General features: G+C 44.7%; 12 protein-coding genes. 7 read left to right on the top strand and 5 right to left on the bottom strand.

Annotation, left to right across the window (positions count from 1 at the left end; all coding sequences use genetic code 11):
- Window positions 1-109: 109 nt before the first annotated feature.
- Complete coding sequence (gene map, locus NST33_RS15130; RefSeq protein ID WP_221821173.1) at window positions 110-850, bottom strand: type I methionyl aminopeptidase; 741 nt, start codon at window positions 848-850, stop codon at window positions 110-112.
- 157 nt (window positions 851-1,007) lie between these two features.
- On the bottom strand, window positions 1,008-1,970 hold the full coding sequence (locus tag NST33_RS15125) for a YafY family protein (RefSeq protein ID WP_221821172.1): 963 nt from the start codon (window positions 1,968-1,970) through the stop codon (window positions 1,008-1,010).
- 129 nt (window positions 1,971-2,099) lie between these two features.
- On the opposite strand from NST33_RS15125, the gene NST33_RS15120 reads away from it, so the two are divergent.
- Complete coding sequence (locus tag NST33_RS15120) at window positions 2,100-3,224, top strand: GerAB/ArcD/ProY family transporter (RefSeq protein ID WP_221821171.1); 1,125 nt, start codon at window positions 2,100-2,102, stop codon at window positions 3,222-3,224.
- 121 nt (window positions 3,225-3,345) lie between these two features.
- Here the strand turns inward: NST33_RS15120 and NST33_RS15115 are convergent, their stop codons facing one another.
- A complete protein-coding gene (locus tag NST33_RS15115) occupies window positions 3,346-4,245 on the bottom strand; it encodes a sugar-binding transcriptional regulator (protein ID WP_260632751.1) in 900 nt (299 codons plus the stop codon).
- Between the two features lie 257 nt (window positions 4,246-4,502).
- On the opposite strand from NST33_RS15115, the gene NST33_RS15110 reads away from it, so the two are divergent.
- From NST33_RS15110 to NST33_RS15085, 6 genes are read left to right on the top strand one after another with little or no spacing between them, the layout of a single operon-like run.
- Window positions 4,503-5,237 carry an MBL fold metallo-hydrolase gene (locus tag NST33_RS15110; protein WP_221821170.1) on the top strand — a complete coding sequence of 245 codons (735 nt, stop codon included), beginning with the start codon at window positions 4,503-4,505 and terminating at the stop codon, window positions 5,235-5,237.
- A 27-nt stretch (window positions 5,238-5,264) separates the two neighbouring features.
- Entirely contained in the window at window positions 5,265-6,131 is an 867-nt protein-coding gene (locus NST33_RS15105; protein ID WP_221821169.1) for a Cof-type HAD-IIB family hydrolase, read from the top strand.
- Between the two features lie 33 nt (window positions 6,132-6,164).
- Window positions 6,165-7,205, top strand: coding sequence for an ABC transporter substrate-binding protein (locus tag NST33_RS15100; RefSeq protein ID WP_313771451.1), 1,041 nt, complete (start codon window positions 6,165-6,167; stop codon window positions 7,203-7,205).
- 17 nt (window positions 7,206-7,222) lie between these two features.
- On the top strand, window positions 7,223-8,977 hold the full coding sequence (locus NST33_RS15095; RefSeq protein ID WP_221821168.1) for an iron ABC transporter permease: 1,755 nt from the start codon (window positions 7,223-7,225) through the stop codon (window positions 8,975-8,977).
- Window positions 8,974-10,023: an ABC transporter ATP-binding protein gene (locus NST33_RS15090; RefSeq protein ID WP_221821167.1), complete on the top strand. Its 1,050-nt coding sequence runs from the start codon at window positions 8,974-8,976 to the stop codon at window positions 10,021-10,023. The genes NST33_RS15095 and NST33_RS15090 overlap by 4 nt, the downstream gene beginning before the upstream one ends.
- 4 nt (window positions 10,024-10,027) lie before the next feature.
- Complete coding sequence (locus NST33_RS15085) at window positions 10,028-10,807, top strand: Cof-type HAD-IIB family hydrolase (protein ID WP_221821166.1); 780 nt, start codon at window positions 10,028-10,030, stop codon at window positions 10,805-10,807.
- A 207-nt stretch (window positions 10,808-11,014) separates the two neighbouring features.
- Here the strand turns inward: NST33_RS15085 and NST33_RS15080 are convergent, their stop codons facing one another.
- Together NST33_RS15080 and codB are read right to left on the bottom strand one after the other, a co-directional pair.
- The gene (locus NST33_RS15080; protein ID WP_221821165.1) at window positions 11,015-12,283 is read right to left on the bottom strand and encodes a cytosine deaminase; all 1,269 of its coding nucleotides are present in this window, start codon (window positions 12,281-12,283) and stop codon (window positions 11,015-11,017) included.
- Complete coding sequence (codB, locus tag NST33_RS15075) at window positions 12,252-13,529, bottom strand: cytosine permease (protein ID WP_221821164.1); 1,278 nt, start codon at window positions 13,527-13,529, stop codon at window positions 12,252-12,254. Before codB ends, NST33_RS15080 begins: the two co-directional genes overlap by 32 nt.
- Window positions 13,530-13,534: the final 5 nt, after the last annotated feature.

Raw genomic sequence — 13,534 nt, 5'->3', positions numbered from 1 at the left:
ATTTCAACATAAATTAATAAGTGAACGTTTATATTTTGATTAGCTTTGACGTACCAATAAAACAAAAACAAAAAAAGTCGCTAATTTAGCGACTTTCAGTTTGAACACCTTAAAGAGTGACAATAATCGGACCATTTTTAGTAAGTATAATGGTATGTTCTATTTGAGCTACATAGCTGTTTTTAGTAACAAAGGTCCAGCCATCTCCAGTTTGAACTACTTCTTCTTCTGAAGTTGAGATAAATGGCTCGAAAGCAATAACCATGCCTTCTTTTAACAATTCATCATCCGATGGATCATTATAATTATAGATGTGGTCAGGTGCTTCGTGTATTCCACGTCCAACACCATGTCCTGTAAGGTTTTTAATAACCGTTAATTCATGCTGTCTGGCAGTTTGGAATACGGCTTTCCCGATTCCGCTTTTTTTGGAGCCTGGTTTTGCCTTTTTAAGACCTGCTTCAAATGCCAGTTTAACAACGTCGCATATTTTCGTTAACACTTCTTCACCTTTGCCTACGACAAACGAGATTCCCGTATCTGCAAAATAACTGTTCTTGGAGCCAGACACATCAATATTGACGATGTCCCCTTCTTGAATAACCCGATCTCCCGGAATACCATGTGCCACTTCTTCATTAACACTAATACAAGTAAATCCCGGGAAATTATATTCACTTTTTGGAGCAGAAACTGCGCCAGCTTTCTCAAAAAGCTCTCCTGCCAAATCATCAAGTTCTTTAGTGGTTATCCCTGGGATGGTTCTTTGAACCAATTCATCTCTAATAGAAGCTACAATTTTGCCAATTTCCTTCAAGCCATTAAAATCTTCTTCTGTTTTTGCGATCATTTTTTCTTACCTCACTATCTTTTATCATTAATTGATTACATAAGTATTTTTTTAATCGAACATTAGATAATCATATCCAAAGCAGCAAAGCTTCGCAACTTTTTTATCAAGTTCACAGATCAAAATCCGATAAGTTCAAATACTGTCAGTGAAGTTGTTAAAGTTGATAGTATTCCATTAACTCGGATACAACAGCAACAAGTCTGTCCTTCACACGCTGTGGTTCGATGACTTGAATGGATTTCCCATAGGATAGGAGAAAATAGGGGACGTATGTATCAATTGATTTTTCATCAAATAAAAAGATGGCTTGATTAGAAGTCCGCTCTTTCAGATAATGTCCCATAAACCAATGCAGCCCCAAGTCATCCAATGCCTCTGATCGGCCTTCGATAACCAAGGAAATTACCCCCTCTTTGCCCACTACATCAGGTAATAAATTTTGCATAAATAATTCACGAGCAGAAAAAGATTCCGAACGCTTAAAGCGGAGCGGAGTAGGGTTGATTCGCAGAATCCGATCTGCCCGAAAGCTGCGGAACTCATTTCTCAAGTGGCAAAACGCAATGGTATACCATTTATTATTCCAGTAAACCATTCCATAAGGGTCTATTACTCTATTCTTGGGTTGTTCATCACGGCTTCTGCGATAATCAATTTCGACAGAGCAATCATTAGCCACGGCTTGCTCCAATTCCGCCAAGATCGGCTGAACGGATGGATCTCCCATGCGATTGATAACGTTAAACCCTGCTAAATGACGACGAAGTGTGTTTTCCTGATCCTGATTTGAATACATTCTCAATTTGGATGTTGCATTGTCCAATGCCTCACTCAAAGGGTATCCAGCTTCTTTTGCAAACACAGCAGCTTGGAGAAGTGCCTTTTTTTCTTCAATATCAAATAACAGAGGTGCTTTGATATGCTGATTCAGCAAGCTATACCCGCCGTTGTGACCTGTATCGGAAATAATCGGTACTCCACTGGTGCATAATGCATCAATATATCGATATACGGTTCTTATATTGATTTCTAACTTTTCGGACATCTGTTTTGCAGTTACCTTGCTGCCTGAATTCAGCATCCATAGAATGGCTAACATATTATCGTTCTTTGGCATAACCTACATCCTCATCTTCAATTCATTATTGGATATCACTACATTATATCAGTACAGCATTTTTACATAAAACAACTGCGTTGGGCGATACTACCTAGAAATATATTCTCCGGTTTGGAGCGAAGTCCAATGAAGCAATCCACAACTAATATTAATACCTCCGAGGTCATTATTGTAGTTATCAATTCAATACTCGGAGCTGGAATTCTAACACTCCCTCGCACAATTAGTAAAGCAGTAGGAACACCAGATGTATGGATTGCTGTTATTTTATCAGGATTAATTGTAACCACAATCAGCATTCTCCTTGTAACCTTGTGTCGTAGATTCCCCGGTAAAACGGTGTTCGAATTTATACCCGAAATCACAGGTCAATGGATTGCTTATCTATTGGGACTTTTAATTATCGTGTATTTTGTTGTTCTTTGTTCATTCGAAGTCAGAGTCATGGCCGAAATTACAAGTATGTACATCCTTGAGCGCACGCCTAGTTGGGTTACCATCATGGTTAGTTTATGGATTGGTATCTATATGTTAACAGGTGGTCTAAAAATCATCATCCGAGTTTTTTCCATTGTGTTGCCCGTTACGCTTGTGTTGCTAGCACTGGTTTTCCTTTTAAGCAGCAAGATGTTTGAACTTAATAACCTCAGACCACTTCTGGGCGATGGATTCATGCCTGTGTTGAAGGGTCTTAAACCTTCGTGTCTCTCCTATTCTGGATATGAAGTTTTACTCATCATCACAGCTTACATGGTGGACGTGAAAGCGAGCAATAAAGCTGCTATATACAGCATACTTATTTGCACGATTATCTATTTGATCACGATTGTCACCGTTGTAGGGAATTTATCTTTGCCAGGAATTCAAACACGGATGTGGCCAACGTTCGATATGGTTCGAAGTTTTGAAATTGAGGGGTTTCTTTTTGAGCGTTATGAATCACTGTTTATTGTATTTTGGCTGATGCAGATCTTTGCAACGTATGCTTTTAAACACTATTTTGCGGCAATCGGGATCCGAGATTTGTTTCGTCTCAAAAATATTACGAGCATACAATTCGCGATGTTGCCAGTCTTATATGTAATTGCTTACTTGCCAAAAAACCTGGAGGAAACATTAGCTTTAGGTGATTTTCTTGGCAATATCTCCATTTTTTTATTTGGCTTGTTACCACTGCTACTGCTGATCATTAGTTTTGTTCGTAAAAAAGGTGGGAAGCAGGCTTCTAGTGAAGCCATAAAGGTAGGCTAAATGGTTAGTCCTTCTTATAGGTGCACAGGAGAACCTTGTCGTTCTCCTGGCTTCATGAATATACATTTAGTCTCGGCTTCAACTTGTTTCATTAGCCAAACGAAAGGATGTTTCTCGAACATCAAATTTTCGTAATATGACTTGCTGTGGCTTCATCCGTAATGAGCATATTAATATATCCACCCCGCAAAGCAGCCAGTATGCAGTCTATTTTGTGCAAACCAAAGGCCATGCCTACCACCGTTTTAGTCTTCTTTAACTGCTCCAGTCCAAGGCCAATGACTCTATGATTAATGGGATGCTCGGTGATTGTACCTTCACGAGTAATAAACACAGAATTAATATCCGCTACCGTGTGAAGTGCCTTTAATTCAGTTAACACTTGCTCATTAAGATAACCCGATCGTTCCTTCGTTGACATGGAATACGGATTTCCGATCCCCACCAGCGCTAGATTGATATTCTCCCCCTCTTTAAGAACGGCCGAAATATTAGGCATGCCAACAATCTGCTCCCTTAACTCTTCTGTTTCCACAACGGCCGGAGCATATAACGTATCACAGGTTACGCCCATTTTTTTGGATAACTCATAGGCGATCTGATTAGAGTGCATTTCATTGCGCGAATTCCCTGTTCCACCCACCAGTGGAATAATTTTGACATTCTCTTTTTTCTCCAAAGGGAACTCTCGCACCATATGATAGAGCGTATTGCCCCATGAGACACCTACACGGTCACCGTTTTTAATCAATTTTTGGACAAATTGAGCGGCAGCCTTGCCTACAGCACTCGACAACAACTCTTTATTCAGATCCTTGGTTGGGACGACCAACACCTGTTTGAGGTTAAATATGTCTTCCAGTTTTTTCTCCAATTTGGACGTTTCGTAATCATCATCATGAATGACAATCTCAATAATGCCCTCTTCCTTCGCACGTTGCAGCATCTTGGAGATGACTGGCCTGGATACACCTAACTTCTCCGCAATCTTCTCCTGTGTCCAGGATTCATAATAATACATCTTACAGACTCTTATCATATTTTTGCGTTCGTCTATATTCACATATAAGTCCGCCTTTGACGTTTAAATTTCCCTTCTAACACATTTCCCACTATAAAATGGGATTCGCGGCGGAGTCAAGCCAGGATAACTTTGCCAAAAGCAGTTTTACAAAAGATTGACTTTCGGTTGACACGAGAGAAACAAACCCTTTTTACAATTGTAACTGTACGGAACATTTGTAAAGAATGTAGATCAAGACAGACAGAGGTGCAAAGATGAATGTGAAGATATTAGGTTACTGGGGTGGTTATCCCGCCTCTGGCGGAGCAACCGCGGGATACCTTGTAACCACAGATGAAGGGCAGATTTTGTTGGACTGTGGCAGCGGCGTTATGAGTAAACTCCCCAGTGAGACATGCGTGGAAGATCTATCAGGTGTTATTTTGTCTCACTTGCACCATGATCATATCGCCGATCTGGGAGTCCTTCAATATGCTGCAGCGGGTGCGATCCGCAATGGTCGCATGTTGAATAAACTGAAGCTGTATGCACCGGATAATCCAGTGGATATTCTGAATGGTCTATATGGTGAACATACCGAGATCATCTCGATTGATCCTTCATCCAAAATTCAGCTTGCTGGCGCAGAAATCGAATTTGTACAGGTGCAGCATACCATTACATGTTATGCCGTTAAAATCACATATCAAGGCAAGGTGCTGGTGTATTCCGGTGATACCTCGTACTGTGATTCTCTTATCGAACTTGCTCGTGATGCAGACATCTTTCTATGTGAGGCTACCATCTGTGAAGGCAGTGTACATACAACTGGCCAAGGACATATGAATGCACTTCAGGCAGGCATGATTGCTGGTCAGGCTAACGTCAAGCAGCTCGTCCTTGTCCATCTTCCCGGAGATGGCGATCTGGAGTTCATGCGGGATGAAGCAAGTCGCTCTTTCCAAGGGCCTGTGGATATCCCCGAACCACTTCGTATGTATGTTGTGTAAGTTAATCGATCCGGGAGGAATATGTTCATGTACAGATTGTTAGCCCTTGATCTGGACGGTACGATGCTCAATCCAGATAAAATGATAACACCTAAGACACGAAGTTCCATTCAACAATTAATCTCAGCGGAAGTGAATGTCACGATTGCATCTGGACGATTTCCCGCTTCCGTATGGTCACATGCTAAGGAAGTCTCCATGAATTTCCCACTGGTAGCACTAAACGGTGCCGTAACGGTAGATCCCTTGACAGGACAACTGCTTGATGGCGTTGCGCTGAAAATAGAAGATATGCTGTTCATGTTGGATATCATCCAGCAAGAAGAAGCCTACATCCATTTCTATGGATACAATGTCCTCTATGTTCAAGAGATTAATGATATCAATAGGAACTGGGCCATCAACAATAGGGTCAACAGACCGGAATTGGATTCTTTCGAAGAACGTGATGAACTTGATGCTATAGAGGCTGATCTTATTCGCTTCGTTGAAGTCGGAAAGGATTTCAGAACCTTTGTAAACCAGATGCCAGGCATGCTGTTCAAAGCAGCCGTGATCTGTACAGATCACGACTCACGCGAAAACCTATTTCGTACCCTTGAAGAATCAGGGTTATTCCAATGTACACGAACAGGAAGTTTGCGGTTTGATGTTAATTCAGCCGGAGTCAGTAAACGAGGCGCACTGGAACGTTTATGTCATGCACATCAGATCGAACGCGAGCAGGTAGCTGCAGCCGGAGACTATGATAATGATCTGGACATGCTGCAATGGGCAGGATTAGGAATCGCCATGGGAAATGCAGAGCTTCATGTGAAGGAAATCGCTAATGTTGTCACTGCCAGCAACGCTGAAGATGGCGTTGCACAGGCAATCCATACGTTCTTACTCTAATCTATCAGCTAGACACCAAAGGAGAGATTATCTGTGATTCCATTCAAAAAGTCGTTATTACTGCCCCTTTTGGCAGGCATGATTGTATTCAGCGGTTGTTCTGCACAGGGACAAGCCACGACAGATCAAGATAGTTCAGGCGCAGCTTCGAGCACAGTCTCAGGTAAGCTTTCATTCTATACATCCCAACCAGAAGAAGATGCAGGCAAACTGGTAAAGGCGTTTAACGATAAATATCCTGATGTTCAAGTCAGCATCTTCCGTTCCGGAACCGAAGAAGTCACTGCCAAGCTTCAGGCAGAGCGTCAAGCGGGTAAAACACAGGCGGATGTACTCCTGCTGGCCGATGCCGTTACCTTTGAAAATCTGAAAAAAGATGACCTTCTGCAATCGTACAAGTCCCCAGAGCTAAGTGAAATCCCGACAGATCTGGTTGATTCGGACGGTATGTACGCCGGTACGAAGGTTATGGCAACGGTACTCGCTACCAACACCCAAAAAGTCACTACTCAACCGACATCTTGGCAAGTGCTGACCCTGCCGGACAGTAAGGACGCAAGTATTATGCCGAGTCCCTTATACTCTGGTGCAGCAGCATACAACATCGGTGTGTTTAGTCGAACAGATGGGTTTGGATGGGATTTTCTACAGGAAACCAAGATGAATGGCATGGCCGTAATTAAAGGAAATGGTGCTGTTATGAAAGCTGTAGCCAGCGGTGAAAAATCATATGGCGTCGTTGTTGATTACCTCGTCGCACGCGAAAAAGCGAAAGGTTCTCCAGTTGAACTGATCTATCCAGAAGAAGGTGTTCCCATCATTACAGAACCGATCGGGATTATGAAAGAAGCTGCCAACGTACCGGCTTCTCAAGCCTTTGTAGATTTCATTCTCTCTGAAGAGGGCCAGAAGTTGTCTGCCGAGATCGGTTACTCCCCTATTCGTGAAGGTATTGCCCCACCTGAAGGATTGAAAGGTGTAACAGAAATGAAGATTTTGCCTGGCGATGCGGCCAAACTTGCAGCGGATCGTGAAACAGATAAACAGCAATTCATTAATGTGTTTGGCGAGTAAGGATTGGAGCTGTCTGAATGGAGAAATTGAAGAGAAACATGATCATTCTTAGGGGGCAAGATAACGGGCGCAAGTCCGTTTTCTCCCTCCCCAGCCTGTTTCGTTGGAATCGATTGATCGCCCTGTTGGGTGCTATAGCTGTTCTATTATTCTTTGTATACCCCATCCTGAAGCTGGTTCTTCTCAGCTTTCAGGGTGAGCAAGGGTTAACGTTATCACATTATAACGAATTGCTTCAGCAGGAGCGCTTCTGGTCCACATTACGCAATACTGTATATATCGTCATCGGTTCAACTGTGTTCTCACTCGTGATTGGAACTGCACTGGCCTGGGTCGTCGCCTATACGGATATACGACACAAATCGGCCCTTCATATGGGAATCATGCTTTGTTTTATTCTTCCCTCTTATGTTCTCACGTTGTCCTGGTCTTCATTTACCGGGTCACAGAGCTGGCTCGCACATCTTCTGCAATGGATTCATCCCGATCTGGCTCCTTGGAGTATGTACAGTATGGGCGGCATCGTGTTTGTGATGGGTATTCATCATTTTCCGTTGGTGTATATGTTCACTTTGGATGTACTCCGCAAAATCCCGCGTGATCTGGAGTGGGCAGCCAGAGCCGGTGGTGCCAGCAGGATCGAGGTCTTCCGTCGTATTACACTGCCGCTTGCTCTTCCGGGTCTTACGGCGGGCGGATTGCTGGTTTTCCTGGCTTCGCTGGACAATTTCGGAATACCTGCTTTCCTTGGCACACCTGTGAATATTTCCGTTCTCAGTACACTTATATATGAAGAGATTATTGGATTCGGCCCTTCGGCATTTGCCCGTGGTGCATCGTTATCTGTACTACTCGGTGCTGCTGCGGTAGTCGGCAGTCTGTTGCAATGGATTCTTTTACGTAAAAGTCATGCTTCGGATACGATGCAACCTGATCTTACCCCAAGGTATAATTTGGGTTGCATGCGCAAGCCGCTGACCTTGGCCATATGGGCAGGTCTCGCACTGATTACAATTATTCCGTTGTCTTCAATGATCTCGATGTCTTTAAAAAGAGCGTATGGTCTCGGTCTGACTCGTGCGAATATGACCCTGGACAATTATAGATATATTCTCTTCGAGAATGAGCGTGTATGGCAGGCGATCCAGAACAGCCTGGTCCTCTCTCTTGTCACGATGCTGGCTTGTCTGATTATTGGTTCAGGATTTGCTTATATACGAGTTCGCAAACCTAATCAATTCAATAAAATGGCCGAACTGGCCACTGCTGTTCCCTATACACTACCCGGCATTGTATTCGCACTGTCCATGATTCTGGTATGGATGGAGCCGGTTCCCGGTTGGAACCCTGGCATCTATGGCACCATGACCATTTTGTTTATTGCCTACATCTGCCGATTCCTTATTCTTCAGATCCGTTCAAGTGTCACTTCATTCATGCAGTTGGATGCATCCATGGAAGAAGCCGCGCGGATATCCGGAGCCGGTTTCTGGCGTAAGTGGACTGCTGTTCTGCTTCCCTTACTTCTGCCGGGTATTCTGACCGGAGGTATGTTGGTCTTCCTGACTGCCTTGACCGAGCTTACTGTATCAGCATTGTTATATTCATCAGGTTCACAGACTATTGGTGTTACCATATTTAGTTTTGAACAGGCAGGAGATACTCTCTATTCAACTGCATTGTCCAGTCTGATTGTCGCACTTATTGCAGCAGGCGGAGTTATTTTGCTCATCGCTCAACGTTGGGCAACTCGTAAGGGAGTGAAATCATGAGTATCCAGATTCAACAGGTTAGCAAATCTTTCGGAAGTTACCAGGCTCTTCATTCCATTGATTTAACGATTAAGGATGGCGAATTCGTGGCGATTCTTGGACCGTCAGGCTGTGGAAAAACCACATTGCTGCGCATCCTTGCCGGATTTGAGCAGCCAAGCAGCGGTAATGTTCTGATGGATGGCAAGGTAGTTGCAGGTTCAGGGACATTGCTACCTCCGGAGAAACGGAGAATTGGCATGGTGTTCCAGTCCTTCGCACTTTGGCCGCATATGAATGTATCCGAACATGTCCGTTTTCCCATTAGAACACATAAATCAACACCTCCTCATATTAAAAATAACGAGCAGAACCGCATTCAGGAAGTCCTGAATATGTCTGGACTGTCCCATCTGGCCGAACGTATGCCGCATGAGCTATCCGGAGGGCAAAAACAACGCGTCGCTATTGCACGCGCCATCGCTCCCCAGCCCTCATTGCTGCTGATGGATGAACCACTCAGCAGTCTGGATGCCATGCTTCGCATGGATATGCGGCGTGAGATTCAACAAGTACATCGGAATACGAAATCAGCCGTAGTTTATGTTACGCATGATCAGGGAGAAGCCCTTGCCATGGCTGACCGAATTATCGTGATGAAGGATGGTCGTATTGAACAGGCTGGCACGCCGCAGGAGATTTATTTGCGGCCAGAGACCGAATTCGTGGCGAGGTTTGTATCGAAGTCGAATTTGGTCAAAGGTCACTGGGATGCAGATATGTTCGTCCCTGAAGGCGGTACGAATATTGCTTGGCCTGGCAAGCATGTTGCACACTATTTTAAATCCAACGGTTTGTATCCCGTTAGACCCGATGAGTTCCATTTACAACCTTCCAGTGAAGCTGGAATAATGGGCGAGATCGCCAATGTTCAGTTTCAAGGGAAAGAATTTCACTATGATATTCGTAGTGATACGAAACGTTGGGAAGTCATCTCCCCTCTTCCTTTCGCCCTGAATGAACAAGTAAGTTTGAGTCTTTCTTCCGTCGGCGGTGAAGGAGTGTGACGTTATGACTCAAAGCCCAAAACTGATTTTTTTTGACATTGATGGTACGCTGCTCGACCGCCATAATCGAATTCCCGCTTCCGCGAAACAAGCCGTTCTTGCATTAAAGAAAGACGGACATGTGGTCGCTTTAGCTTCAGGTCGATCTCCGTTTATGTTGGAACAGGTTCGGCTTGAACTGGAGCTGGAGTCTTATGTTAGTTTCAATGGACAATATGTGATGCATCAAGGAGAACTCATTCACAGTAATCCCATCTGTTCGGAAGCTTTGGAGCAATTGTCTGCATTTGCTGAGTTGTCGGGACATCCTCTCGTTTATCTGGATCATTCACAGATGAGCTGCAGTCAGGAATATCATCCGCATGTAGACCTTTGTCTAACTTCGCTTGGTGTCACGTATCCTGGGTTTAGCAAAAGCTTTTGTACAAATAGACTCATCTATCAGACGATGTTATTCTGCTCACCAGAAGAGGAAACGGTATACCGTGAAAGGTTTCGTGATCTCCACTTTGTACGCTGGCATCCGTTGTCCATGGACGTTCTACCCGCGGGAGGCTCCAAAGCCGAAGGGGTTTCCCGACTCGCAGACCGCTTGGGATTCTCCCCTGAACAGGTGTATGCTTTTGGCGATAACTTCAATGATCTGGAGATGTTCCGTTATGCAGGCTGTAGCATTGCCATGGGCAACTCCCCGCATTCTCTACAACAACTGGCGTCTCATGTTACAGCAAGTGCGGAGCAGGACGGGATCTGGCATGGTCTGAAATGGGCAGGATTGTTGTAAAAAAAAACAAGTAGTACTCTACTCAACTGTGGCAAAAATATGAGTACACAAAGACCTCCTCTATAAACATAGGGAGGTTTTTCAATTTGTCTGTTGATACCTTTCATGTTCCTTATAAAATACATCGTATAGGTCAGGCAGTATAACAGGTGAAAAAGCAAAAAAGCCGCTTAAATAGCGACTTTTAATGGGATTCGTTCTTCTTCATTATTTATTGAAATTAACCTTCTCTGTACCGCCCTCAAATATGATGGATGTGTCTCGCGGCTTCGATTCCGCAATTTTACGACCGCCTCTGTAGGAATAAAGTACGCCGGCTTGTTTGCGAACAGCCTCATATTCATTCTCTGCTTCAAGTACGATGAAGTTAGCAGGTTTACCCTCTTCAATACCGTATACATCCTCAATGTGTAACGTTCTAGCGCTGTTTTTCGTAATGAGGTCAATTGAATTCACGATCTGGTCGTAACCAAGCAACTGCGAAGCATGAATCCCCATGTGCAGTACTTGCAGCATGTTGCCTGTACCGAGCGGATACCAAGGATCGAAGATGTCATCGTGACCAAAGCACACATTCAGACCTGCTTCCTGCAGCTCTTTAACCCGCGTCAACCCTCTTCTTTTCGGATACGTATCGAAGCGTCCTTGCAGATGAATGTTAACCAGTGGATTGGAGACAAAGTTCAAATCAGCCATCTTCAGCAAACGGAACAACTTGTACGTATAAGCGTCATTATATGACCCCATCGCGGTTGTATGACTTGCCGTTGTGCGTGAACCCAGTCCACGTTCGAAGGCTTCCTTGGCAACAACTTCAACAAAACGGGATTGCTCGTCATCGATTTCATCACAATGGATATCGATCAGACGGTCGTATTTTTCAGCCAGATCAAAGGCAACTTTCATCGAATCAACGCCGTATTCCCGTGTGAATTCGAAATGTGGAATGCCGCCGACCACGTCAACGCCCATTTTCAGTGACTCTTCCAGTAATTCTGCCCCGTTTGGATAAGAGTGAATGCCTTCCTGTGGAAAAGCAACAAGCTGGATGTCCATATATGGAGCCATCTCTTCTTTTACTTCAAGCATTGCTTTAACAGCAATCAAGCTTGGATCGGTAACGTCGACATGTGTTCGTACATGCTGGATGCCCTGTGCCAATTGCCACTTGAGTGCCGTTTTGGAGCGTGTTTTCACATCCTCATGTGTTAAGAAAGCCTTGCGCTCTGACCAGCGCTGGATGCCTTCGAACAGCGTTCCGCTTAGATTCCACTCTGGCTCGCCTGCGGTGAGCGTTGTATCGAGATGAATATGTGGCTCAATGAAAGGTGGCAGGACAAGCGATCCGTTGACATCCAGGATTTCCTCATTTTCAGTCACTTCCAACGATTGTGTGATTCGTTCAAACTTTCCGTCTTTCACAACGATATTCCATAGTCCTTCTTTACCCCGCAATTTTGCGTTCTGTATAATCATTTATTTTCCCCATTTCTTTCGATTCTTTCGCAGGAACAATCAGCATCAAGACGATATAGGCCACTGCTGTACCAAGCAGTGCGTTCAATGGTGTTACGCCAGGAGCCAGTTGGGCGAATGCCACGCCGATGGCCCAAGCCACCATCGCTACCCAGTTTACATTTTTGAATGACATGTCGGCAAATGGCTTATAGTTTCTACGTTTCACAATGAAGTAATCTGCGATAATAATAGCCCCGATGGACGGTACCGCCGCGCCCAGTACGTTCAGGAAACTGACGAAGTTGTTGTACATCCACATGGCGAATACGGTACCCACGATGCCGTTAACGATGACGAAGAATTTCTTTGAGATTTTGGTGATGTTGGCAAAACCAAGACCCGAAGCGTACAGTGCATTATCATTCGTTGTCCAGATATTCAGGCCCAGAACAATAATTGCCGGGATCATTAACCCTTGCAGGAACATCACCTCTGAGATATCGGCCAGGTTATAGGCCATCGCACCAACTGCACCGAACAGAAACATGAGTGAGTTACCCAGGAAGAATGCAATCACTGTTGCGGTAACTGCCTGTTTCGATGTCCGGGAAAACCGCGCAAAATCGGGTGTCAGTGTTCCGCCGCTTATAAATGATCCGATACAGATCGTTAATGCTGCCGCCGTGGTAAGCGACTGAGTCGGCGTGTATTCAAGCAACCCTTGCAGACCACCCAGCGAACCTGCCCCTTCGAACATGGAGTAACCACCGAGAATGGCAATCGCAGGAACCGCGATATATCCGAGAATGACAAGTGACTTCATACCGAAGATGGCTGATGCTGTCATGGCAAGTCCGAACACGATGATGAGCAGGTACACGTTCCAGTCCATGGCTTTGGCAACCGGGATTGCGAACATGGCTACACCTACTCCGAACCATCCAACCTGAGTGAAGCCTAACAGGAACGAGGGCAGATACGACCCTTTTGCACCGAACGCATATTTAGCGAGCAAATGTGTGGACAGGCCCGTTTTGGCAGCGATATGTGCCAGTGCCCCTGTATAAATACCGAGCACAAGATTGCCTGCGAGCACGATACCCATAAACTCCATGAACGTCAAGCTGACGCCCAATGTCCCTCCTGCCAGCATGCTTGCTGAGAAAAATGTGAAACCGAGCATGACGGATAACGTCTTCCAAAATTGGTTTCTTTGTGCTTTCGGCACCGCTTGCCATGAAAATTCTTGATCTTGTTTGCTCATCAGAA

This window comes from Paenibacillus sp. FSL L8-0435, assembly GCF_037965655.1.
Taxonomy (GTDB): Bacteria; Bacillota; Bacilli; order Paenibacillales; family Paenibacillaceae; genus Paenibacillus.
The sequence above is the reverse complement of the archived record's forward strand: the minus strand, read 5'-3'. Positions and strand labels throughout refer to the sequence as shown.

Excerpts from the sequence above, each read along its gene's own strand:
- map (WP_221821173.1), bottom strand. The coding sequence starts at position 850 with ATGATCGCAAAAACAGAAGAAGATTTTAATGGCTTGAAGGAAATTGGC.
- NST33_RS15125 (WP_221821172.1), bottom strand. The coding sequence starts at position 1,970 with ATGCCAAAGAACGATAATATGTTAGCCATTCTATGGATGCTGAATTCA.
- NST33_RS15120 (WP_221821171.1), top strand. The coding sequence starts at position 2,100 with ATGAAGCAATCCACAACTAATATTAATACCTCCGAGGTCATTATTGTA.
- NST33_RS15115 (WP_260632751.1), bottom strand. The coding sequence starts at position 4,245 with ATGTATTATTATGAATCCTGGACACAGGAGAAGATTGCGGAGAAGTTA.
- NST33_RS15110 (WP_221821170.1), top strand. The coding sequence starts at position 4,503 with ATGAATGTGAAGATATTAGGTTACTGGGGTGGTTATCCCGCCTCTGGC.
- NST33_RS15105 (WP_221821169.1), top strand. The coding sequence starts at position 5,265 with ATGTACAGATTGTTAGCCCTTGATCTGGACGGTACGATGCTCAATCCA.
- NST33_RS15095 (WP_221821168.1), top strand. The coding sequence starts at position 7,223 with ATGGAGAAATTGAAGAGAAACATGATCATTCTTAGGGGGCAAGATAAC.
- NST33_RS15090 (WP_221821167.1), top strand. The coding sequence starts at position 8,974 with ATGAGTATCCAGATTCAACAGGTTAGCAAATCTTTCGGAAGTTACCAG.
- NST33_RS15085 (WP_221821166.1), top strand. The coding sequence starts at position 10,028 with ATGACTCAAAGCCCAAAACTGATTTTTTTTGACATTGATGGTACGCTG.
- NST33_RS15080 (WP_221821165.1), bottom strand. The coding sequence starts at position 12,283 with ATGATTATACAGAACGCAAAATTGCGGGGTAAAGAAGGACTATGGAAT.
- codB (WP_221821164.1), bottom strand. The coding sequence starts at position 13,529 with ATGAGCAAACAAGATCAAGAATTTTCATGGCAAGCGGTGCCGAAAGCA.